This is a genomic window from Micromonospora sonchi, from assembly GCF_014646235.1.
Taxonomy (GTDB): Bacteria; Actinomycetota; Actinomycetes; order Mycobacteriales; family Micromonosporaceae; genus Micromonospora; species Micromonospora sonchi.
Genome location: NZ_BMNB01000012.1, coordinates 61,770 through 83,787 on the forward strand (window position 1 = coordinate 61,770; position 22,018 = coordinate 83,787).

22 protein-coding genes and 3 tRNA genes are annotated in these 22,018 nt (G+C 71.1%); 11 read left to right on the top strand and 14 right to left on the bottom strand.

Annotated elements, in window-relative coordinates:
* The first annotated feature begins 91 nt into the window (after positions 1-91).
* The 4 genes from IEY61_RS14755 to IEY61_RS14770 all read left to right on the top strand — a co-directional run bounded on the left by IEY61_RS14755 (position 92) and on the right by IEY61_RS14770 (position 1,402).
* Positions 92-892, top strand: a complete 801-nt coding sequence (locus IEY61_RS14755) for a polysaccharide deacetylase family protein (protein WP_189044517.1) — start codon at positions 92-94, stop codon at positions 890-892.
* 154 nt (positions 893-1,046) lie between these two features.
* Positions 1,047-1,119 (top strand) — tRNA-Glu (locus IEY61_RS14760).
* 33 nt (positions 1,120-1,152) lie between these two features.
* Positions 1,153-1,226 (top strand) — tRNA-Asp (locus tag IEY61_RS14765).
* Positions 1,227-1,328: 102 nt separating this feature from the next.
* A tRNA-Phe gene (locus IEY61_RS14770) sits at positions 1,329-1,402 on the top strand.
* Positions 1,403-1,644: 242 nt separating this feature from the next.
* Here the strand turns inward: IEY61_RS14770 and IEY61_RS14775 are convergent.
* Both IEY61_RS14775 and IEY61_RS14780 read right to left on the bottom strand, forming a co-directional pair.
* Positions 1,645-2,091, bottom strand: a complete 447-nt coding sequence (locus IEY61_RS14775; RefSeq protein ID WP_189044519.1) for a DUF1700 domain-containing protein — start codon at positions 2,089-2,091, stop codon at positions 1,645-1,647.
* A gap of 11 nt (positions 2,092-2,102) precedes the next feature.
* On the bottom strand, positions 2,103-2,447 hold the full coding sequence (locus IEY61_RS14780) for a PadR family transcriptional regulator (protein WP_229705913.1): 345 nt from the start codon (positions 2,445-2,447) through the stop codon (positions 2,103-2,105).
* A 121-nt stretch (positions 2,448-2,568) separates the two neighbouring features.
* On the opposite strand from IEY61_RS14780, the gene IEY61_RS14785 reads away from it, so the two are divergent.
* Positions 2,569-3,075, top strand: coding sequence for an SRPBCC family protein (locus IEY61_RS14785; RefSeq protein WP_189044523.1), 507 nt, complete (start codon positions 2,569-2,571; stop codon positions 3,073-3,075).
* 43 nt (positions 3,076-3,118) lie between these two features.
* Here the strand turns inward: IEY61_RS14785 and IEY61_RS14790 are convergent, their stop codons facing one another.
* A complete protein-coding gene (locus IEY61_RS14790) occupies positions 3,119-3,508 on the bottom strand; it encodes a hypothetical protein (RefSeq protein ID WP_189044525.1) in 390 nt (129 codons plus the stop codon).
* A gap of 155 nt (positions 3,509-3,663) precedes the next feature.
* On the opposite strand from IEY61_RS14790, the gene IEY61_RS14795 reads away from it, so the two are divergent.
* Positions 3,664-5,010, top strand: coding sequence for an ABC transporter substrate-binding protein (locus IEY61_RS14795; RefSeq protein WP_189044527.1), 1,347 nt, complete (start codon positions 3,664-3,666; stop codon positions 5,008-5,010).
* A 67-nt stretch (positions 5,011-5,077) separates the two neighbouring features.
* On the opposite strand, the gene IEY61_RS14800 is transcribed toward IEY61_RS14795, so the two are convergent.
* Both IEY61_RS14800 and IEY61_RS14805 read right to left on the bottom strand, forming a co-directional pair.
* Complete coding sequence (locus tag IEY61_RS14800) at positions 5,078-5,824, bottom strand: enoyl-CoA hydratase/isomerase family protein (protein WP_189044529.1); 747 nt, start codon at positions 5,822-5,824, stop codon at positions 5,078-5,080.
* Positions 5,821-6,714 (bottom strand): 3-hydroxyacyl-CoA dehydrogenase family protein, encoded by an 894-nt coding sequence (locus IEY61_RS14805; RefSeq protein WP_189044531.1) that lies wholly within the window; start codon positions 6,712-6,714, stop codon positions 5,821-5,823. The genes IEY61_RS14800 and IEY61_RS14805 overlap by 4 nt, the downstream gene beginning before the upstream one ends.
* A gap of 193 nt (positions 6,715-6,907) precedes the next feature.
* Between IEY61_RS14805 and IEY61_RS14810 the strand changes: the two genes are divergently transcribed.
* On the top strand, positions 6,908-7,204 hold the full coding sequence (locus tag IEY61_RS14810) for a hypothetical protein (RefSeq protein WP_189044533.1): 297 nt from the start codon (positions 6,908-6,910) through the stop codon (positions 7,202-7,204).
* Positions 7,205-7,281: 77 nt separating this feature from the next.
* Here the strand turns inward: IEY61_RS14810 and IEY61_RS14815 are convergent, their stop codons facing one another.
* Complete coding sequence (locus tag IEY61_RS14815; RefSeq protein ID WP_189044535.1) at positions 7,282-8,061, bottom strand: class I SAM-dependent methyltransferase; 780 nt, start codon at positions 8,059-8,061, stop codon at positions 7,282-7,284.
* A gap of 53 nt (positions 8,062-8,114) precedes the next feature.
* Here IEY61_RS14815 and IEY61_RS14820 point away from each other — a divergent pair, with 53 nt between their 5' ends.
* Positions 8,115-8,495 carry a PPOX class F420-dependent oxidoreductase gene (locus IEY61_RS14820; RefSeq protein ID WP_189044537.1) on the top strand — a complete coding sequence of 127 codons (381 nt, stop codon included), beginning with the start codon at positions 8,115-8,117 and terminating at the stop codon, positions 8,493-8,495.
* Positions 8,496-8,607: 112 nt separating this feature from the next.
* Here the strand turns inward: IEY61_RS14820 and IEY61_RS14825 are convergent, their stop codons facing one another.
* A complete protein-coding gene (locus IEY61_RS14825) occupies positions 8,608-8,817 on the bottom strand; it encodes a BldC family transcriptional regulator (RefSeq protein WP_007073996.1) in 210 nt (69 codons plus the stop codon).
* A 322-nt stretch (positions 8,818-9,139) separates the two neighbouring features.
* Positions 9,140-9,979, bottom strand: a complete 840-nt coding sequence (locus IEY61_RS14830) for a DUF8083 family protein (protein ID WP_189044539.1) — start codon at positions 9,977-9,979, stop codon at positions 9,140-9,142.
* A 242-nt stretch (positions 9,980-10,221) separates the two neighbouring features.
* Here IEY61_RS14830 and IEY61_RS14835 point away from each other — a divergent pair, with 242 nt between their 5' ends.
* Together IEY61_RS14835 and IEY61_RS14840 are read left to right on the top strand one after the other, a co-directional pair.
* Positions 10,222-11,304: a Glu/Leu/Phe/Val family dehydrogenase gene (locus IEY61_RS14835; protein WP_189044541.1), complete on the top strand. Its 1,083-nt coding sequence runs from the start codon at positions 10,222-10,224 to the stop codon at positions 11,302-11,304.
* A gap of 321 nt (positions 11,305-11,625) precedes the next feature.
* Positions 11,626-11,838, top strand: a complete 213-nt coding sequence (locus IEY61_RS14840; RefSeq protein WP_189044543.1) for a DUF3073 domain-containing protein — start codon at positions 11,626-11,628, stop codon at positions 11,836-11,838.
* 140 nt (positions 11,839-11,978) lie between these two features.
* Here IEY61_RS14840 and amcA read toward each other — a convergent pair whose 3' ends face one another.
* From amcA to IEY61_RS14865, 5 genes are all read right to left on the bottom strand, one after another.
* On the bottom strand, positions 11,979-12,212 hold the full coding sequence (gene amcA, locus IEY61_RS14845) for a multiple cyclophane-containing RiPP AmcA (protein ID WP_189044545.1): 234 nt from the start codon (positions 12,210-12,212) through the stop codon (positions 11,979-11,981).
* Positions 12,181-13,281 (bottom strand): cyclophane-forming radical SAM peptide maturase AmcB, encoded by a 1,101-nt coding sequence (gene amcB / locus IEY61_RS14850; protein WP_308424574.1) that lies wholly within the window; start codon positions 13,279-13,281, stop codon positions 12,181-12,183. The genes amcA and amcB overlap by 32 nt, the downstream gene beginning before the upstream one ends.
* A gap of 176 nt (positions 13,282-13,457) precedes the next feature.
* Positions 13,458-14,612, bottom strand: a complete 1,155-nt coding sequence (gene purM / locus IEY61_RS14855) for a phosphoribosylformylglycinamidine cyclo-ligase (protein ID WP_189044549.1) — start codon at positions 14,610-14,612, stop codon at positions 13,458-13,460.
* Positions 14,613-14,672: 60 nt separating this feature from the next.
* Positions 14,673-16,259, bottom strand: coding sequence for an amidophosphoribosyltransferase (gene purF / locus IEY61_RS14860; protein WP_189044551.1), 1,587 nt, complete (start codon positions 16,257-16,259; stop codon positions 14,673-14,675).
* 163 nt (positions 16,260-16,422) lie between these two features.
* Positions 16,423-16,785: a sterol carrier family protein gene (locus tag IEY61_RS14865; protein WP_229705914.1), complete on the bottom strand. Its 363-nt coding sequence runs from the start codon at positions 16,783-16,785 to the stop codon at positions 16,423-16,425.
* A 159-nt stretch (positions 16,786-16,944) separates the two neighbouring features.
* Between IEY61_RS14865 and IEY61_RS14870 the strand changes: the two genes are divergently transcribed.
* Positions 16,945-19,119: a carboxypeptidase-like regulatory domain-containing protein gene (locus IEY61_RS14870; RefSeq protein WP_189044555.1), complete on the top strand. Its 2,175-nt coding sequence runs from the start codon at positions 16,945-16,947 to the stop codon at positions 19,117-19,119.
* A 258-nt stretch (positions 19,120-19,377) separates the two neighbouring features.
* Here the strand turns inward: IEY61_RS14870 and purL are convergent, their stop codons facing one another.
* Entirely contained in the window at positions 19,378-22,008 is a 2,631-nt protein-coding gene (purL, locus tag IEY61_RS14875; protein ID WP_229705915.1) for a phosphoribosylformylglycinamidine synthase subunit PurL, read from the bottom strand.
* Positions 22,009-22,018: the final 10 nt, after the last annotated feature.

Here is a 22,018-nt window from a genome sequence, read left to right on the forward strand (position 1 = left end):
GTTCCCGCCTCCTGACCCGTCGTTGATGCCTCGAAATCGGGTGAACTAGCGTCGGGGGTCCGCGTGACCCGGCACCCCTCGGGAGCGAACGATGCGTCCTCGTGCTCTGCTCGCCTGCGCCACCGGCCTGGCCGTCCTGCTGATGTCCGGCTGCGGCGGCGCAAGCTCGCCCGAAACCGACAGCCCGCCCAGCCCACCCCCCTCGGCCGCCCTGCCACCGCAGGCGGAGCCGGCACCGGCGCCGACCCGCAGCAAGCCACCCAAGCCACCCAAGCCGCCCCTGCGGCCGCTGCCCGCCAAACTGCCGGCCGGCCTGGTCCGCACCACCGGGGTGCCGGAGGCGGCCCTCACCTTCGACGACGGCCCGGACCCGGTCTGGACGCCCAAGGTGCTGGACCGTTTGAAGAAGGCCAAGGTCACCGCCACCTTCTGCGTGGTGGGTACGCAGGTCCGCAAGCACCCTGAACTGGTCCGCCGGATCGTCCGGGAGGGGCACCAGCTCTGCAATCACAGCTGGCGTCACGACCTCGACCTGGCTCGGCGGCCGGTCGCCGAGATTCGGGCCGACCTGGTCCGCACGAACAAGGAGATCCGGCGGGCGGTACCCGACGCGGAGGTGCCGTTCTACCGGCAACCCGGCGGCCGGTGGACCGCCGAGGTGGTCAAGGTCGCGCGGGAGCTCGGCATGCGGTCGCTGCACTGGACGGTCGACCCGAAGGACTGGGCCAAGCCGACCGCCGCCACGATCAAGAAGCGGGTGAAACGCTCCGCCAGGCCCGGCGCCGTCGTGTTACTGCACGACGGCGGCGGCGACCGAGCCGCCACCCTCGCCGCCTGTAACGGGGTGATCGCTGCCCTCAAACGCGACCACGGCATCGCCGCCCTCCGCTGACACCCTCCTGACCTGCGGTTATTCGAGCCGTTGTGGCTACGGCCATACCGGTTTGGTCGTCAGGTGGGGCATCACGTATGCTTTCCAAGCCTCCGGCGGGGCCGGATGGGAGCAAGTCCGCACAACGTTGCGAGTGTGCAATGATGGCGGGGCCGCCCTCATCGTCTAGCGGCCCAGGACGCCGCCCTTTCAAGGCGGTAGCACGGGTTCGAATCCCGTTGGGGGCACGGTCCGACTTCGGTCGGATGCAACAACAGCTAGGTCCTGTGGAGCAGTCGGAGTGCTCGCCGCCCTGTCAAGGCGGAGGTCGCGGGTTCAAGTCCCGTCAGGACCGCAAGCGCCGACGCCGCGCACCATGCGCGGCGTTCCGCGTTTCGGGGAGTGTGACCCACACGGCGGCCATCCCGTCGTCCGGGTAGCATGAACCGAGCAACACGGCCAGGTAGCTCAGTTGGCACGAGCGTCCGACTGAAAATCGGAAGGTCGGCGGTTCGACCCCGCCCCTGGCCACCTAGCCTTTCGCCGGGCTACAGCAACGCCGACCAGCGGAGACGCCGGTTGGCGTTTTGCTTTCCAGACCCGTCTCGTCATGCCAGCCTCTTCGCGACGGTGATGCTGCGGGTGTTGGCAGGCACTACCCGCCAACCCCGCGCGCCAGCAAGGGTGGACGCCCGTGTACAGGCATGGTTGGTACGGCCGTGCGACATACCACATCCTCCGGCACAGTTGTCGGCCCCGGCCTTTCGAGCGCCTCAGCCGGTCTGGCTCGGTTGGGCCGGTGACGAAACAGGCAGCGGCTCCTCGACACTTACCTCGCCCGCGCTGTTTGTGAACAACAACCACCCGAGAACTCCGGCGATGCAGCACGCGACCAGGACTGCACCCAGCACCGCCAAGACCGCGATCCATACCCGGGAGCTGGATCGACGTTGCGGAACATGGCTGTTCGTCGCGGGCATCGATGCGGGCTGTGACGGCTCGTCCTGTCTGGCCTCGGCGGCGATGCTCGCTGGGTCACCGAGTCGGTCGAGGATCGTCCGGACACCGGCCTCGGTCTCCGGATCCAGCTCCGCCCGGGCCGTCGTAATGTGCTCGCGCAGGTCGGCCAGCAGGTCCTCTCGACGCTGCGGGGACAGATCCGCGCCGGCCTGGGCGACTGCCCCGAGGTAGCTGTCGACGAGGGAGTCGATCGAAGTCATTGATACTCCATCTAGGATCGGCGATCCGTTCCGACGACGCGGTCGACAGCGTCGCGGAAGGTCGTCCATTCGGATCGGAAGTGATCGAGCGCGGTTGCGCCCTCGGGGGTGAGCGAGTAGTAGCGGCGCGGCGGCCCGGCTGGGGATTCCCGCCAGGACGTGGTGACCCAGCCGACCCGGCGCAGCCGGGACAGCAGGGGATAGAGCGTGCCCTCGCTGGTCGTCAGCGCGATCTCGGCACCGAGTTCGCGCACCAGCTCCACGCCGTAGCGCTCGCCGTCGCTGAGCAGCGCCAGGACGCAGAACTCCAGCGTCCCCCGGCGCAGGGCAGTGGCAAGTCCGGCCTGATGTTCCACGCGACACATAGTACCTTGCGGCGCAAGGAACCTGTCACGACCACCATGGCCGGACGCCGGCGGGCTGAGCGGGCTTCACGAGAGCTGCGCATCCGGGCATCAGCCGGTATGGTCCGGGCCTATGGGACACGGGATGGCCGATGCGACCGACATCAGGCAGGCCCACGACCGGTTCGCGCTTCGCAGCACCCTGCTGGTTCCCACCTCCGCCGAACGGGCCTACTCGGCGTTCACCGGAAAGCTTGCCGACTGGTGGGTTACGGAATACACCTGGTCCGGGCCCGGCGTGCTGGCCGAGCTGGGGATGCAGCCCCGGGCCGGCGGCATGCTCTACGAGATCGGCCCCTACGGGTTCCGCAACGACTGGGGTCGCGTACTCACCTGGGACCCGCCCCGCCGCCTGGTCTTCACCTGGCAGATCGGTGCGGACCGCGCGCCGGTGCCCGACCCGGCGCGGGCCAGCGAGGTCGAGGTGCTCTTCACTCCCGAAGGTGCCAGCACCCTGGTCGAAGTCACGCATCGGCACTTCGACCGGCATGGCGAGGCTGCGGAGGGCTACCGGGAGGCGTTGACCGCAGGCTGGCACGAGCTCTTGTCCCGCTTCGCCGCCATCGTGGCCGACGACTGACGTGAGGTCGCCGAGAGCCGGCGCTGGTCACACCGGGCGATGGTCAGCCGATCCGGTGGCGGAGCGTGGCCACGGTCGAACCGGCGAGGGTGAGCAGGCACTCCGGCAGCAGCCCGTCGGCCGCCGCCGCGCCGAACAGCGCCTCGGCCGTGTCGAGGTCGGAGTTGGCGTACGCGCTGACGAAGCGGGCCACCCACCGGGCGTCGTACCCGGCCTGGTCAATTCCGGGAAAGTCGAGCGCGCAGGCGCCCGGCGGAACCGGATCGCCGACCATCGTCGCGGCCAGACACCACGCCACGTCGTACACCCCGGCAAGACCGGCCCGGTCGACCACCGCATCGAAGGTCCCCGCCACGGCCTCGGAATCCCCGTCGAGCGCCGAGCGGAGGATGGCGGCGGCGTCGTCGTGCGTCTGCTGTGGCGAGTCGGTCACCCACAGCACGGTAGGGGTCTCGGTCAAGAACCGAGCTGTGACCACTCTCCGTATGTGTCGGGAGGTGACCTGCGGATAGGCGGGCCGCCATCGTCCCACTGACCGGCCCGGCGCGTTAATCTGCGCAACGGACCTTCGCCGGAGGAAGGACGACGATGCACATGTCACGCCGCCCGCGGACGGCTGTTCTGGCCGGCTGCGCAGTGCTCCTGCTGGCCACCAGCGCCTGCGGAGACGACCAGCCCGAGGAGGTGGCCACCCACCAGGTGCGCCTCTACGGCACCGACGGCAACATGTCCAACTCGTATCCTGAGGAGCTGGGAGACCGCGCCAACCTGGTGGACGGTATGAAGGGCACCACGCCCTTCACACCGCTGTCGGAGGACTTCAAGAAGCGGCTACTCTCCGTGGATCCGAAGCTGGACGGCTTCCTCTACGCCGCGGAGGCGTACGACGCGGTGGTGATCAGCGCCCTCGCGGCGGAGGTGGTCGGCACCACCGAGCCGGCGGCCATCGCGAAGCAGATCATCGGCGTCACCAACAAGGGGACCCGCTGCGGCAGCCCGGCCGAGTGCCTGCGGCTGGCCCGCGACGGTGCGGACATCGAGTACCGCGGCATCGCGATCACCCGGGCGGGTTTCACCGACGCCGGCGAGCCGGCCACCGCCAGCTACGCGACTCTGCACTTCGACGGAGAGCGGCTCAACGACGTCAAGGCGGAGTTCGTCGGCGCCGGTGACGAGTCGGCGGCGAGCACCAAGTCGCCGCCGAAGGTGGACCGCTCGACCAGTGGTGGCGACGGGCCACTCGTCCTCGGCGGGCTGCTGCCCAGGACGGGCGACCTGGCGCTGGCCTACCCGCCGATGGCCGCCGGAACGGCGCTGGCGATCAAGGATCTCAACGACGCCGGTGGGGTGCTCGGCAAAGACGTGGTCTGGTTCGACGGCGACGACGGCACCAACCCCACGGTCGCCAAGGCGACTGTGGCCCGCCACCTCGACGAAGGGGTACAGGTGATCATCGGTGCCGGCGGCTCCGGGATCACCGCCGCCGTGCTGGAGGACGTGGTCAAGGAAGGACGAATCCTGTTCTCCCCGTCGAACACCGCGGCGAGCCTGACCAGCGTGGACGACCGGGGCCTCTACTTCCGCACCGCACCGCCGGACAGCCTCCAGGGCCGGGCGCTGGCCGACGTCATCCTTCGGGACGGGCCGCACAAGATCGCGATCGTGGCCCGTGAGGACTCCTACGGCGAGGGCCTGCAGGACGTCGTCCGATCCGAGTTGGAGCGGGCCGGTTTCGGTGGCGAGAGGGTGCAGTTGCTCAGCTACGAGCCCGGAGAGGGCGCCGCGGCCCCGCCGATCGACTTCAGCGACGGTGCCAGGCAGATCAAGGAGTTCGGCGCGGACGCCGTTCTGATCATCGGCTTCGGCGAGTCCGCCGCGGTGGTCCGGGCGCTCGCGGACGCCGACGTACCGCTGGCGGCACTGGCCCGGCGCTGACCCGCAGCCCGCTGACAGCACGACGGCCGCACCGGATCCGGTGCGGCCGTCGTGGTCTCCGGCCATCTCAGCGCCCGCGCCGCCGGTCCAGGAACTCCGTCATCCGGCGACGCTTCTCCTCGTCCTCGAAGAGCACCGCCTGGCTGACCAGATCCAGTTGCGGATGAGCGGCGGGCGGGGCGTCGACGGCGAGCTTGGTCAACCGCACCGCCAGCGGCGAGCCCTCGGCCATCTCGTCGATCAGCTCGTGGGCCGCCGGTAGCAGCGCCTCCGGTGCCGGCACCACCCTGTTCACCAGACCGATCCGCAGCGCCTCCGCGGCGTCCATCCGCCGCCCGGTGAACAGCAGTTCCTTGGCCCGGGCCTCGCCGATCAGCGCCGGCAACCGGTGGGTCGCACCGGCACCGGCCAGGATGCCCAGCCGCACCTCGGGCTGCCCGAAGACCGCGCGCTCGGTGCACACCCGCAGATCACAGGCGTACGCCAGCTCGGCCCCGCCGCCCAGCGCCGGTCCGTCGACGGCCGCCACGGTCGGCATCGGCAGGGCCCGGATCCGGGCGAAGGCGGCCGCGTTGATCGCGGCGAGCGCGTCCAGCCGTCCCCGCTCGCGCAACTGGCCGATGTCGGCCCCACCGGCGAAGATCCCATCGGTTCCCCCGGTCAGCAGCAGCAACCGGGGGCGGGCCTCCAACTCGGCGCAGACCTCGTGCAGCGCGGCGACGAGGTCGGCGTCGATGGCGTTGCGCTTCTCCGGTCGGTCCAGGGTGACCACCAGCCGGTCCGGGCGTTCCTCGACCCGCAGGCCCCCGCTCATCGGGCCGCCTCCGGCCCGGGCAGCTCGGTGCCGCCGGCACGGACACCGTCGGCCCAGTGGTAGAAGCCCTGGCCGGACTTCTTGCCCAGCCGGCCCGCGGCGACCATCTCCACCAGCAGCGGCGGCGGGGCGAACCGGTCCCCGTACGCGGCCTGGAGCGTACGGGCGATGTCGAGGCGCACGTCCAGTCCGACCAGATCGGTCAGCTCCAGCGGCCCGACCGGGTATCGGTAGCCGAGCACCATCGCCTTGTCGATGTCGGCCGGGCTGGCCACCCCGTCGGCGACCATCCGGATCGCCTCCAACCCGAGGGTCACCCCGAGTCGCGACGTGGCGAAGCCGGGCATGTCGCGTACCACGACGGGGTCCTTGCCCAGCCGGCGGGCGAGCGTGACGGCCGCGTCGGTGGTCTCGCCGGCGGTGGCCGGGCCGACCACGACCTCCAGCAGCGCCATGGCCCAGACCGGGTTGAAGAAGTGCAGCCCGCAGAAGCGCTCCGGCCGCGTCAACCCTTCGGCGAGGTCGGCGATCGGGATGCTGGAGGTGTTGCTCCCGAGCAACGCCGGCCGCAGCGTCTCCGCCTCGGCCAGCACCGCCCGCTTCAGGTCCAGCCGTTCCGGCACGGCCTCCACGATCACGTCCGGTGCCTGCGTCACCTCGGCGAGCCCGGCCCGTAGGGCGACGCGCTTCCGGTCGGCCGTGGCCTGCTCGGCGCTCAGCCTGCCACGATGCACGGCCCGGTCCCACAGCTGCGCGAGCCGCTCCATGGCCGCGTCGCCGCGCGCCCGGTCCACCTCGACCAGTTCCACCAGGTGGCCTGCGTTAGCTGCCACGTACGCGATACCGAGACCCATCGTGCCGGCCCCGACCACGACGAACCGCTCAGTCATGGCGCCACCACCGCTCGGTGACGATTTCCGGCTCGCTGACGTCGCCGGCGCGCGGGATCGCCGCCACGCCGGAGCCAGCCCGTACGCTCCGCTCAGTCATGGTGCGACCCTATGCAGCGCCGGCCACGGCCACATGCGTGGGGGCGGGCGGGGCCGGGTAATGATCGCCGACAACCGAGGGAAGGACGAGCAGATGAGCCAGGCACCGGAGACCACCGGCGGAGCGGGCACCGAGGAGACCGTCGAGACGCGCGGCGACGAGCGTGTCGAGCTGCTACGTGCCGACACCAACAACGACGGCCGCACCGACGTGTGGGTGGTGGACACCGACGGCGACGGCAAGGCCGACCTGTTCCAGTTCGACACCGACGGCGACGGCAAGGTGGACGTCACGATGGTCGACCTCGACGAGGACGGCCAGCCCGACGAGATCGTCGACGGCGACGGCGGCCTTCCCCCGGAACAGCTCCCCCCCACCGTTCAGCTCTGAGATGTAAGGAGGGGCCCCTTGTTAACGCCTCCGGTATAGCAAGGGGCCCCTTTTAACGTCTGCCGGCGTGTGGCGGGTCAGGCGGACAGCCGGAGCGTGGCGAGGTAGTACGGGGCGTCCCGGTCGTCCACCTCAGCCAGTCGCCACTCGGAGCCGCTGACCAGTTCGGCCAGTTCGTCCGGCGAGCAGACCAGGTAGTCGAACCACGGCGTACCCAGTTCGCGGTAGCGCAGCCGCAGTCGCAGCTGGCCGCCGAGGCGGCCCCGCCGGCGGTTGTCCTCGTGGTAACCGGTGTGTACGGGGTCGCGCGTACCGTACGGATCGGTGCCCTGCGCGATCACCTGTGCGCCGGGGCGGGCCATCGCGGCCAGGGCGGCGAGGAAGGCCGGCGCCCGTTCCCGGCCCTCGATCAGGCCGAGGTTGTTGCCGAGCAGCAGGAAGGTGTCGTACCGCCGCCCGCTCGCAGCGTGCGCGTCGACCGTGCCGTGCACGAGGTCGCGTACGCCCCGACGGCGGCACACCTGAAGCGCCCCGGGGGAGACGTCCAGCCCGGTGACCGGTACGCCGCGCGCCTGCAGCAGCAACGCGATCCGCCCGGCACCGACGCCGATGTCCAGCGTGTCACCGCGTACCCGGTCCACCGCCCGGTGGTCGTGCGGTTGCCAGTCCTGCGGCCCGTCGAGATAGTGCGCGGCCGGCACGCCGTTGATCAACCCGTCGTCGCGCTCGATGACCTCGATGACCGGGCGGGGCAGCCGCCCGCCGGCCAGTGGCCGGGGACCGACCCCGGTGGCCACGGCCAACGCGTCGCGCAGCAGTTCCCCGTAGGCGTCACCGATCCGTGGTTCTCCCGTCACACTCGCCACGCTATCTGGCTGCCCGTAAGCGATCGCGCCCGTATCCTGGGCGGGTGACCACGTTGGAGGACCTCGCGGCGGAGAAATACCTCCTCCTCACGACCTTCCGCAAGGACGGTCGGGCGGTGCCGACCCCGGTCTGGGCGGTCCGCGACGGCGACGCCCTGGCGGTGTGGTCGGCGGCCGACGCCGGCAAGGTGAAGCGGATCCGGCGCAGCGGGGAGGTCACCGTCGCGCCGTGCGACGTACGCGGCCGACCGCACGGCGAAGCGGTGCCGGCCCGGGCAAGCCTCTACGACCCGGGGGCGACCATCCGGATCCGTGGGCTGATCAAGCAGAAGTACCGGGTCCTCGGCCGACTGACGCTGCTCGGTAGCCGACTGCGCCGGGGCGAGGGCGGCACGGTGGGGATCCGCATCGAGCTGCCCGAGTAAGAGAGCTCGGCAGCAGGGCGCCGACTACCGGCGAGCCCTCGCGCGCAGGGCATGACGAAGGGCGACGGATGGTGATCCGCCGCCCTCCGAGAAGCCTGCTATGTGCCAGCCGTCAGTCGCCTTGGCGCTGCTGCGGGATCTGCCCCTGCAGCAGCGCCCTGACCTCGGACTCCCGGTAGCGACGATGGCCGCCGAGGGTTCGGATGGCGCTGAGCTTGCCAGCCTTCGCCCAACGGGTCACCGTCTTCGGGTCGACACGGAACATCGACGCCACCTCGGCCGGTGTGAGTAGCGGCTCTGGTTCGTGCGTTCGCGATGCCATCGGTCACTCCTCCACGTGTATAGACATCGGCCGGGGTCCCGCCGGCCGACGCGTCTCCCATGGTCCGGCTAGTCCCCGATGTCCGACATGGGCCGAACGGCCGAACGTCCCTAGACGGACGGATGAACCATGCCCGATTTATACTACTTTTACACCCCAGAGCCTACCTTATTCGGACTCATGATCACGGTTCGTGATGCGTCAACTACGAAGCCTCTTCATGTTGAGGGTCGGAATGGGGACAAAAGAGGGCCAGTACCGCGTCCAGCAACGTTCATCGTGCCCGGGACCGAACGACCGCCGGACCGCACACGGAGGCCCGTCAGTTGCAGCGTTCCAGAAGTTGCACGGCACGCCAGCGGGCCACCAGCTTGTCGTAGGCGGCGGACGCCTCCTCCGCCTCGCCCCGGGCCAGCCCGGCGAGCCCCGCCGCGACCAGTTCCGGCGAGTCGTCGGCGGCGAGCGTCTCGTCCGAGAGCAGGTCGACCAGCCCGCCGTAGTCCAACTCGACCACGGAACGCGGGTGGAACTCCTCCAGCCACCGGGCGGCCTCCTCGACCGCCTCGGTGATCGGTGCCTCGCCGACCGACTTGCGCAACACGGCCAAGGCCCGGGACGAACGGCGCCGAGCCTTGGAGATCTCCGTCCGGAAGCGCAACGAACGCCGGTCGGGCGCGGTGACGTGGTGCCGCTCCTGCGGCTCGAACAACACGAACCAACGCAGCGGTACGCCCCAGGTCGCGATCTGCTCGTGCACCCGCGGCACACCGTGCTCCAGCACCCGAGCCCCGCTGCGCCAGTCCTCCACCACCGCCTTCGCCTGCCCGGCCAGCACCGGCGGAACGAACGCGTCGGCCAGCACCGGTGGCACTCCGTCCCGCGCGCTCAACGCGGCCTCGGCCACCCGGATACGCAGGCTCCACGGGCACACCAGCAGGCTCTCGTCCGTCTCCAGCACGTACGCCTCGTCCGGCAGATCGGGCAACCGGGTCCAGCCGGCGCCGAGCGCCTCGATCACTGAGCTGCGTTGCCGCCCGGGGCCCTCCACGGGCGCTACCGCCCGCCCTTGCTCGACGTAGTGCCGCCAGTACGACTGACGATCCCGATCGAACGCGGTCAGCGGCTCGTACACGCGCAGGTATGAGGCGAAGAGCGACGGCACGGCGCGATCCTTTCACGAACCACAAGCCGAGCGTCGCTCGGCGTCATCAATGGACAGCCGACAAGCACTGCCGGACCCCGCGCAGTCGGAAGTACGCAGCGCCAGGCCCGCAGGGCGGGACAGCGCTGCCGGCGGGAAGCGAAACGGGGCCGGCCGATACTAGGCTCGCAGCACCGGCAACATCCCCGCCGACGCACACCAGGTCCGCGTCCCACAAGGACGCCCGCCGACAGGAGCCAGTCATGGGCGTATTCGCCACCACGGACGACCTCGAGACCACGGGTCACGAGCAGGTCGTGTTCTGCCAGGACAAGCAGACCGGCCTGAAGGCGATCATCGGTATCTACTCCACCGCGCTGGGCCCCGCGCTCGGCGGCACCCGCTTCTACCCGTACGCCAGCGAGGAGGCCGCCCTCGCCGACGTGCTCGATCTGTCCCGCGGCATGGCGTACAAGAACGCCCTCGCGGGCCTGGACCTGGGCGGCGGCAAGGCGGTCATCTGGGGCGACCCGGAGCAGGTCAAGAGCGAGGCGCTGCTGCGCGCCTACGGCCGCTTCGTGCAGTCGCTGGGCGGCCGGTACTACACCGCCTGCGATGTCGGCACCTACGTGCCGGACATGGACGTGATCGCCCGCGAGACCCGGTACGTCACCGGTCGCAGCGTCGAGCACGGTGGCGCGGGTGACTCCTCGGTCCTCACCGCGTGGGGCGTGTTCCAGGGCATGCGGGCAGCGGTCGAGCTCACCTGGGGCGTACCGACCCTGAATGGCAGGCGGGTCGGGGTGGCCGGCCTGGGCAAGGTCGGCAGGCACCTCCTCGGCCACCTGCTCGACGACGGCGCCGAGGTGGTCGCCGCCGACGTGAACCCGCGGGCCCTGGAGTGGGCCCGCGCCACCCACCCGCAGGTGACGCTGGTCGAGGACGCTGCCGCGTTGGTGGCCACCGACATCGACGTGTACGCTCCGTGCGCCCTCGGCGGCTCGCTGAACGACGACACGGTGGCGGCGCTGCGCGCGAAGGTGGTCGCCGGGTCGGCCAACAACCAGCTCGCCCACCCGGGCGTCGAGAAGCTGCTCGCCGACCGGGGCATCCTCTACGCGCCGGACTACGTGGTGAACGCCGGTGGCGTGATCCAGGTCGCGGACGAGATCGAGGGTTTCGACTTCGAGCGGGCCAAGCTGCGGGCGACCCGGATCTACGACACGACCCGGGAGATCCTCCGGCTCGCCGAGGCCGACGGCGTCCCGCCGGGGGTGGCCGCCGACCGGCTGGCCGAGCGGCGGATGGCCGAGATCGGCCGGCTGCGCACGATCCACCTGCGCTGACGACGGCCGCCAGCGATCGGCCCCTGCCAGTGACCGCCGAGGGCGGACGATTACGTCCGCCCTCGGCGCCTCAGCCGAATAAAATGAGAATGCGCGGCGCTTTCGCACGATTTGTCCCGGTGTCACGACCGTTCCCGGCCTCGCCCCTTACCAGGTACACTGGGTGACGACCGGTAAGAACGCAACTCGCGGCAGCGGTCGACGGTAACCCGAGGTGCCGAACGGTGGCATCCCCATGTACCGTAAGAGCCACGAGAGATGCCTGACGTCATCGGGGCCCGCCTTCGGGCTGCCCCGCATTCTGTGCGAGGGGGTCGAGCCATGGGGCGCGGCCGTGCTAAGGCCAAGCAGACAAAGGTGGCGCGGGAGTTGAAGTACCACTCCCCGAACACCGACCTCGCCGCCTTGCAGCGAGAACTCGGCGGCAGCGGCAAGTCGAACCGCAACTTCGACGACGACTACAACGAGTACGTCGACGATGACGAGGACCACGCCGAGGACGACCCGGACAAGTGGGTCCGTCCAACCCGCTGACCCCCGGTCACATCTGAGCACGCGGTAACTCCGCGTGCTCCTGTATGTGCCCGCTCTGCGGCGGCGTACCATCCGACGATCCAAGGGCCTGCCACGCCCGGTGCGATGCTCCGACGTGGCAGGCTCCTGGTTCTGGCAGGTCAACGGGGCCGGTTGTTCCAGTTGTAGAACGTCGGGATGTTCTCGAAGTGGTTCCAGGCGCAGACCGCGCTCGCGCCGTCGCCGCCCACCACCTCCGCCCGTTCCTGGCGCGCGACCTCGGCCTCATGGAGCAGTGCGGTGAGCCCGGCGGCGGCCGCACGGACCCGGTCGGTGACCTGGTCCGATCCGCCTCCCGTACGCTCAGGCTCCCGGTGACTGATGCTCTCGGGCATGCTCCAACACTCCCTCCAGTAGGCGGATCTTGCTGTTACGGCAGTGTTCGGTCTCCGTGGCGGCAAACCGCCCCAGCTCGAAGTAGCGGTTGGCCGCGTGGCCACCGCCACAGAACCCGAAGTACGGGCACGACGAGCGGCACGCCTCCACGCCGGTCACGAACTCGCCGACCCAGGGCGTACGCGCCGCGTCGGCGAGGATGGCGTCCAACGGAGTGGTGAGCACGTTCCCGCTGGTGAAGTCGCCGTAACGCGGATCCGTGAAACCGGCCAGCTCGGGCGAGAGCACCACCACCGAGCCGTCGTACGCCACCGTCGGAATCGGGTCGAGCTGGTTGGGTAGCAGGTCGTCAGCCCTGCCGTCCAGCACCGCCGCGGCGTACCGCAGGGACCACTCGATCTCCCGTAGGTGGATCCGAGGGTCCCGCCGCCAGGCCGCGACCAACTCGGCCCAGAAGCCGGTGACCGCTGCGGCATCGTGCGAGTTGTCCCGGGTGTTGACACCCTCGGTCTCCTCGATGTTGACGCCGAGCACTTCGCAGCCGAGCTCCAGGCAGTACTCGTAGAGTTCCGTCGCGCGTCCCGGCGACGGGTCGTTCACCACGGCGAGCGCCGAGAACGGCACCCCGTGCCGCCGCAGCGCCGCCACGCCGCGGACGATCCGGTCGTACGCGGGCCGGCCGGACCGGGTCACCCGATCGGCGTTGCGCTCCCGGGGCCCGTCCACGCTCACACTCACCCGCATCCGGTGCGCCACGAAGAACTCGCACCACGCGTCGTCGATCAGCGTCGCGTTGGTCTGAACGTGGTGTTCCACCGGACCGAACGGCGCCATCAGCGCGGCGAGGTGCGCACGCCCGGCCGCCAACGGTTCGCCGCCGTGCCAGACCACCGAGAACCGCCCCGAGGCGGCCCACCGGTGCACCGAGCCGGCCACCGCCTCGGCCACCTGGACCGGCATCCGCCGGTCCTGGGCGCGGAACGGCAGGTAGCAGTACGCACAGTCGAGATTGCAGAGGGTGGTCGGCTGCATCACGACGTACGACGGGACGGTGGCCAGGCCCCGCATCCCGCGCAACGACCGTCCCCGCGCAGCCATCGCCCTCCTTTGTAACGGTTGACGGCTGCCGGGCGCACCCCCGCCGCGGGCGCACCCCACAGCTTCAAGGGTGCCCTTCAGGCTAGGCTGCCACGGCCACTCGGGTGAAGCCCTGTTCAGCGGGTTGGACAATCACCCCAGCGTCGTCACCCGCGGGTGTGCTGGCCGACCATCCGCACCTCACCGGTGCCCTCGATGATCTCGCCGACCTGCCAGGCGTCCACCCCACGACCGGTCAGCGTCGCCAGGGCGCGGTCGGCGTCCTCCGCCGAGACGACCGCGAACATCCCGACACCCATGTTGAAGGTCGCCTCCATCGCCTGGTCCTCGATCCGGCCCTTGGACTGGATCAGGTCGAAGACCGGCTGCGGCCTCCAGGTGGAGCGGTTGACCACCGCGTCCACGTGCTCGGGCAGCACCCGCACCAGGTTGCCGGGGATGCCGCCGCCGGTGACGTGGGCGAACGCCCGCACCTCGGCCTCGGCGATCAGTTTGAGGCAGTCCTGCGCGTAGATCTTGGTGGGGGTGAGCAGTTCCTCGCCGAGGGTGCGCTGCCGGCCGAAGTCCTCGATCACCACGTCCAGCCGCATCCGCCCGGCGCCGAGCAGCACATGCCGGACCAGGGAGTAGCCGTTCGAGTGCAGACCGGACGAGCGCATGGCGATCACCACGTCACCCACCTCAACCCGTTCCGGACTGAGGATGTCGCTCTCCTCCACCACGCCGACGCCGGTGGCGGAGATGTCGTACTCGTCGGGGCGCAGCACACCCGGGTGCTCGGCGGTCTCCCCGCCGAGCAGCGCGCAGCCGGCGTACCGGCAGCCGTCGGCGATCCCGGCACCGATCTCGGCGACCTTCTCCGGCACGACCTCGCCGGTGGCGATGTAGTCCAGCAGGAACAGCGGCTCGGCGCCGCAGGCGACGAGGTCGTCGACGACCATCGCGACCAGGTCGATACCGACCGTGTCGTGGATGTCCATCTGCTGAGCGATCACCAGCTTGGTGCCGACGCCGTCGGTGGAGGAGGCCAGGATCGGGTTCTTGTACTTCGTGGTGTCGAGCCGGAACAGGCCGGCGAAGCCACCGAGGTCGCCCATCACCTCCGGTCGGCGGGTCTGCTTCACCTTGGACTTCAGCAGCTCGACCGCGCGGTCACCCGCCTCGATCGACACGCCGGCGTCCGCGTACGAGACCGAGCGTTTGCGAGTTGCGCGGCCGGCGCCGGCCTTCCAGGGCTGACGATCGCCACCTGCGCCGGTCGGGCTGCTTCCTGCGCCGCTGCGCTCGGACACGTGCGTCACGGTTCTCCCCTTTGGTTCTCGGCTGCCGTGTCGACGGGAGGACACCACAACCGGGCGATGCTATGGGCGGTGTGTGGTCGCCGACATTCTCAGGTCGGTGCTCGGGCTGAAGTCGTCGTCGCCAGGCCCGGCGACAACCGGAGGGACGATCTGCTCGCCGAGGTCGGTGCCGCCGGCCGCACCGTGCGCGACCCGGCGCCCGATCCCTTCGAGCACGTGCTTGCCGATCAGGTTGTCGACGGGCAGCTCGATCGGGTACTCCCCATCGAAACACGCCCGGCACAGCCGGGTCTTCGGCTGCTCGGTCGCCACGATCAGACCGGGCAGCGAGACGTAGCCGAGCGTGTCCGCACCGATGGAACGCCGGATGCCGTCGTTGTCGAGGCCGTTGGCGAGCAGTTCGGCGCGGGTGGCGAAGTCGATGCCGTAGAAGCAGGGCCAGGAGACCGGCGGTGAGGAGATGCGTACGTGCACCTCCACCGCACCGGCCTCGCGGAGCATCCGCACGATCGCGCGCTGGGTGTTGCCCCGGACGATGGAGTCGTCGACCACGACCAGGCGCTTGCCGCGCACGTTCTGGCGCAACGGGTTGAGCTTGAGCCGGATCCCCAGCTGACGCAGGGTCTGCGACGGCTGGATGAAGGTCCGCCCGACGTACGGATTCTTCACCAGGCCGGCACCGTAGATGATGCCGGACTCCTCGGCGTAGCCGATCGCGGCCGGCGTGCCGGACTCGGGCACCGGAATGACCAGGTCGGCCTCGACCGGGTGCTCCTTGGCCAACTGGCGACCGATCTGCACCCGGGCCGCATGCACGTTACGGCCCGCGATGGTGGCGTCCGGGCGGGCGATGTAGACGTACTCGAAGAGGCAGCCCTTGGGCTCCGGGGCCGCGAATCGGACCGACCGCAGGCCCTCGGCGTCGATCGCGATCAGCTCGCCGGGCTCGACCTCGCGGACCACGCTGGCACCCACGATGTCCAGCGCCGCCGTCTCGCTGGCCACCACCCAGCCCCGTTCCAGCCGGCCGAGCACCAGCGGGCGTACCCCGTGCGCGTCGCGCGCCGCGTAGAGGGTGGTCTCGTCCATGAAGACGAAGCTGAACGCACCCCGCAGTCGCGGCAGCACCTCCAGCGCGGCGGCCTCGACGGAGAGATCCGGTCGACTGGCCAGCAGCATGGTGACCAGCGAGGTGTCGTTGGTCGAGCCGTCCGCGCGCAGGCCGCGCTCGGTCGCCTCGCCCTGGAGCTCTGCGGTGTTGACCAGGTTGCCGTTGTGGGCCAGCGCGATGGTGATGCCGGAACTGGTGGCGCGGATGGTCGGCTGGGCATTCTCCCAGGTCGAGCCGCCCGTCGTCGAGTAGCGGGTGTGCCCGATCGCGACGTGCCCGCGCAGGCTCGCCAGCGTCGGCTCGTCGAAGACCTGAGCCACCAGGCCAAGATCCTTGTAGACCACCACGCCCGAGCCGTCGCTGACCGCTATGCCGGCCGCCTCCTGCCCTCGGTGCTGCAACGCGTACAGCCCGAAGTAGGTCAGGTTGGCGACCTCTTCTCCGGGTGCCCAGACGCCGAAGACACCACACGCGTCCTGGGGGCCGGGTCGTTGGGGATCAAGGTCGTGGCTCAGCCGGCCGTCGCCTCGGGGCACCTGCCGCTCCCTCTTGCTGGTCTGGACTGGCCTGGCGGGTAGCACGAGGACTGCTCCGCACCGCACGGCCGGGGACCACACTGTCGTCGCGAGACAGTGTACGCGAACTCGCGTCGACACACACAGTCACGATTTCGGGGCTCTCCGTCATCGGAGAGGGGTCTCATCCCAGTTCGAGCGGCAGATGCGCGGACAGATCCGCCCGCGCCCCGCTCGCCCGTACGCGACCCTCTGTGACCGCCCGGGTCCAGTCGAGTCGCCCGGTGGCCAACCTGAGCCAGGTTTCCGGATCCATCTCCACCGTGTTCGCCGGCGTACCACGGGTGTGTCGCGGCCCCGGAACGCACTGAACTGCACCGTAAGGTGGGACACGCACCTCCACCGATCGGCCGGGGGTGCGGGCCGCAAGGACGTTCAACAGCACCCTGACCGCCTCGCGGAGCACCGACCGTTCGGGCGTGCGCCCTTCATCGAGCGCCGCCACCGCCGTCGCGACCGCTGCGGACTTACTACACGGAGAGGACACGACGGGACGATACGGCGTGAGCGCGCCGCCTATCACGTTGCCCCTGGGTCGCGCGGATCCGCCCCGACAAGGCATAGTTGCCGACGGCGTATTCGTATCGTGATATTCCCCGGCCCGGCACCCACCGGTCAGGGGAGATCAGTCCGGAAGGCGGTGGACGTGTCAACACACCGACGAGCCTGGCAGAAGCGGGCCGGTGTGGTCGTGGCGCTGATTGTCGGTGCCCTGCTCACCGTCCCCGCCACACCTGCTCATGCCGCCACCGTCAACGTCGTTCCGGGCTCGGTGACCGTCAACGCGGGCAGCGACGCCACGGTGACCGTGCAGGTCACCCCAGGCGAGGGCGACACCAGCGCCGAGATCAATGTGACCGGTCTGCCGCCCGGCGTGAGCTGCGCGCGCGGCTGCGGAAGCATCCAGCTGAACGGGCCGCTGCCGAGAACTCAGCTGTTGACGCTGCGGGCCAACGACAACGCCCGGAACGCCTCCACCGGCGTCACCGTCCAGGTGCAGCCGGACAGCTCCGACCCGGCGACCGCCAACCTCCAGCTCACCGTCCGGGGGGAGCAGGCTCCGCCAACAGCGGCGCCGACGACGCAGGCGCCGCAGACGGTCAGGTCGATTTCCGGCAAGGTGGTGAACCAGGCGAGCGAGGGCGTGCCGAACGCGCTGGTCCTACTCAAGGACAGTGCCGGCAAGCAGTACGAGACTCGCAGCGACGGCAACGGCAACTTCCGCTTCAGCGGAAGCCGGGACCGGCCGATCGCGCCGGGCCGGATCGACCTCGGCGCGAGCGCCGAGAGTCAGACGGCCGTCGTGAACTTCACCGCCAACGCCGGGCAGAGCATCACCGGGCGGCGGATCACCCTGCCGATCGGGGCCTCGGCCAGCCCGACCCCCACCCCGACGGCGACCGAATCGGCCCCACCCACCGAGGATCCGTTCGAGGACGAGTTCGCCGAGGAGGAGGAGACCCCGGGCGAGAGCGCCGTCGCCCAGGCCCCGGCCGGCAACGAGGACTCCGGTGGCGGCTTCGGCAACTGGTTGCTGATCCTGCTGGGCGGGCTCTTCGTGGCCGTCGGCGTCGGCACGATCGTGCTGCTCTGGATGAAGCGCAAGGAGAACGAGGAGGCCGAGGCCGACGGTGACGACCCGGCGGGCGCGCCGGCCGGCGCCGTACCGGCGTCCCGCGGCTCGTTCGCCGGGGCTGACGACCAGACCCGGGTGGTGAACCGGGTCGGCTCGGCACCGGACCCGACCATGGTCGGCGGCGCCGGGTTGAGCAACGCTCCGACGATGATGCACCAGCCGGTCGTCGACGACGTCCCGCCGGATCCCTACGGCCTTCCCCCCCAGTCGTACGGCGCACCGGGCGGCCCCGGACAGGGGGGCGGCTGGTCCGGCGGCGGCTACGGCGAGGAGCCCGGCGGCTACGGCGCACCGGGCTACGGCAACGCGCCCTCCTCGGGCAGCGGCTATGGCAACAGCCCCTCGTCCGGTAGCGGTTACGGCGGCCCCGCCTACGGCGCCCACAGTGGCGGCGCCGACTACCCGCCGGCGGGCAGTGCCGACTACCCCCCGGCGGGCAGTGCCGACTATCCGCCGGCTGGGGGTGGCGGGTACGGCGAGCGGTACGACGAACCGACCGGCCGCTACACCGGCGACCAGACCCAGTACCCGGCCCCCGCCGACCCGTATGCCACGGGAATGTACGAGCCGGGGGCGGGCCAGGGCTACGGCCAGGCCGAACCCACCGGCGGTTACGGGCGCGGTGAGGCCACTGGCGGCTACGGGCGTGGTGAGGCCGGCGGGGGCTATGGCCAGGGCGACGGGACCCGCGCCTACGGGCCCGGTGAGCCCGCCGGCTACGGGTCGGGCGACCAGACCCGCGGCTATGAGTCGGCTGGCTACGGCCAGGGCGATCCCACCCGTGCTGGCTACGGGCCGGGCGAGCCGGCCGGTGGTGGCTACGGCCAGAGCGAGCCAGCCGGTGGCTACGGCGCCTCGGGGGGCGGCTACGGCCAGGAGCCCGCCCAGCAGCGCGGTGGTTACGACAACGCCGGCTACGACGAGACGAACCGCTACGCCGGCCAGGGCGGCTACGGCCAGGGGAGTGGCTACGGCCAGGAGCCTCCGCAGCAGCGCGGCGGCTACGACGACGCCTACCAGCAGGGCGGTGGCTACGGCCAGGGCGGTTACGGCCAGGAGCCTCCGCAGCAGCGCGGCGGCTACGACAACAGCCACTACGGTGACCCGGCCCAGGCCGGTCGCGGCCGACCGGATGGACCCCCGTCCGACCGCGGCGATCGTCGGCTCGACTGGCTGGACGACTGAGGCAGCAGCCCCGCCGCCGGTCAGCCATCACGACGCGGGCTGACCGGCGGCCGGCGCGCGGTCAGGCGGCCGAAGTGAGGACCGGCACCCTCCTGCGGGAACGGGTGCACTCGCATCTCGCCACCTTGATGGTGGTGGTGAACGAGTCGACGTCCACCACCACCGCAAAGACCCGACCGAGTTCCGCCGCTCCCGCCGGGCCCCCGTCGAATCGGGCCCCGGATCCGGGCTGGGCGTGACCGGCCGCGACCAGACGCCTCAGCGCTCGTCGGAGGCGGGAGGTTGCTCGGTGGCATCGGGCTGCCGGGCGACCTCGATGCCGGTGTCGGCCTCGGTCTCACCCTCAGTGCCGGTGCCGGTGTCACCCTCGCTTGCGGGATCGGCCGGGGCAGCCGCCGGCTCGTCCGCCGGCGATCCGCCGGCCTCCGGGGCGGTCACCCCGAACGTCTGCACGCCGCCGAACAGACTCGGCAGGGTGGCGGTGTGCGCCTCCCTCAGCTCGTCCAGGCGGATCCGGAACTGGCCGTGCACCTCGAGCGCGCCGCCCGCCGGGTCGGTCACCCCGATCAGCTCCCACGGCACGCCGTGCTCGCCGCAGAGGGCGGTGAACGCCTTCTCGTGGCCGCGCGGCACCGAGACCAGCACGCGGCCGGCGGACTCGCTGAACAGGAAGACGAACGGCATCGAGCCGCCCTCGAACCGCTCCGGCACCGCGACCCGCGCACCGACGCCACGCCGCAGGCAGGACTCCACCAGGCTCTGCGCGAGCCCACCGTCGGAGAGGTCGTGTGCGGAGCTGAGGTGACCCACCCGGGCAGCGTCGGCCAACAGCCCGGCGAGCTGCTTCTCCCGCGCCAGGTTGACCTGCGGGGGTACGCCACCGAGATGCTGGTGGGTCACCCAGGCCCACTCCGAGCCGGAGAGCTCCACATGCGTCTCGCCGAGCAGGAAGAGCTGGTCGTGGTCGCCGCCGGGTCGCGGGACGAAGCCCATCGCCACCCGATCGGCCACGTTCTCCAGCACGCCGAGCACGCCGACCACCGGCGTCGGGTGGATCGCCGCGGCACCGGTCTGGTTGTAGAAGCTGACGTTGCCGCCGGTGACCGGGATGCCCAGCTCGGCGCAGCCGTCGGCCAGACCGCGTACGGCCTCGGCGAACTGCCACATCACGCCCGGGTCCTCCGGCGAGCCGAAGTTCAGGCAGTCGGTGACCGCGATCGGCGTCGCGCCGGTCACCGCCACGTTCCGGTAGGCCTCGGCCAGCGCCAGCTGGGCGCCGTGGTACGGGTCGAGGCGGGCGTACCGGCCGTTGCCGTCGACCGAGAGCGCCACGCCCAGGCCGGTCCGCTCGTCGATCCGGATCACGCCGGAGTCCTCCGGCTGGGCGAGCACGGTGTTGCCCAGCACGTAGCGGTCGAACTGCTCGGTGACCCAGGTCTTGTCGCACAGGTTGGGCGACGCGATCATGCGCAGCACGGTCTCGCGCAGCGCGTCCGGGTCGGCCGGCCGGGGCAGCGTCTCGGCCCGGTCCGCCTGGAGCAGGATCAGGTCGGCCGGCTCACGCATCGGGCGGGCGTAGACCGGCCCGTCGTCCACCAGCGAACCCGGCGGCACGTCCACCACCAGGTGGTCCCGCCAGGTGATCAGCAGTCGGCCGGGCTGGCCGTCCGGCTGCGGTGGGGTGACCTCGCCGATGGCGGTGCCCAGCACGCCCCACTTCTCGCAGATCTTGAGCACCGCGTCGAGCTTGTCCGGCTCGACGACCAGGAGCATCCGCTCCTGCGACTCGCTGGCGAGGATCTCGTGCGGCTCCATCGACGGCTCGCGCAGCGGCACCCGCTCCAGCCAGACCCGCATGCCGGTGCCGGCCGCCGCGGCGGTCTCGGTGAGCGCGCAGGTCAGCCCGGCCCCGCCGAGGTCCTGGATGCCGGCGACGAGCTGGGCGTCGTACAGCTCCAGGCACGCTTCGATCAGCAGTTTCTCGATGAACGGGTCGCCGACCTGCACCGACGGGCGGCGCTGCTCGCTGCCCTCGGTGAAGGTGGCGCTGGCCAGCACCGACACGCCGCCGATGCCGTCCCGCCCGGTCTTGGCGCCCATCAGCACCACGACGTTGCCCGGGCCGACGGCGGCCTTGTTCTGCAGCCGGCTCACCGGCAGGACGCCGAGGCAGAGCGCGTTGACCAGCGGGTTGCCCTGGTAGCAGGGGTCGAAGACCACCTCGCCGCCGATGTTGGGCAGGCCGAGGCAGTTGCCGTACCCGGCGACGCCGGCCACCACGCCGGGTAGCACCCGGGCGGTGTCGGGGTGGTCGGCGGCGCCGAAGCGCAGCGGGTCCATCACGGCCACCGGGCGGGCGCCCATGGCGAGGATGTCCCGCACGATGCCGCCGACGCCGGTCGCCGCGCCCTGGTACGGCTCGACGAAGCTCGGGTGGTTGTGCGACTCGACCTTGAAGGTGACCGCCAGCTCGTCGGAGACGCGGACGACGCCCGCGTTCTCGCCGATGCCGGCCAGCAGCCGGTCGCTCGGCGGGGCCTTCTCGCCGAACTGGCGCAGGTGCACCTTGCTGGACTTGTAGGAGCAGTGCTCGCTCCACATGATCGAGTACATCGCCAGCTCGGACTGGGTCGGCCGCCGTCCCAGGAATTGCCGGATGCGGTCGTACTCGTCCTCCAGGAGCCCCAGCTCGGCGTACGGCTGGAGTTCCTCCGGGGTGCCCTCGGCGCGCGGCACGGTGTCCACCCCGTCGGTCCAGTCGGTGGCCGCCCGCGCGGTGGCGTGCCGGGCCGGGGCGGCCAGGGGCGCGGTGGCGGCCGGGCTCGGCTGCGCCGGCGCGACCGGGAATGCCTCCGGGCTCTCCCGTACCGGGTCCGGATGCGTGGTCATGACCTCTCCT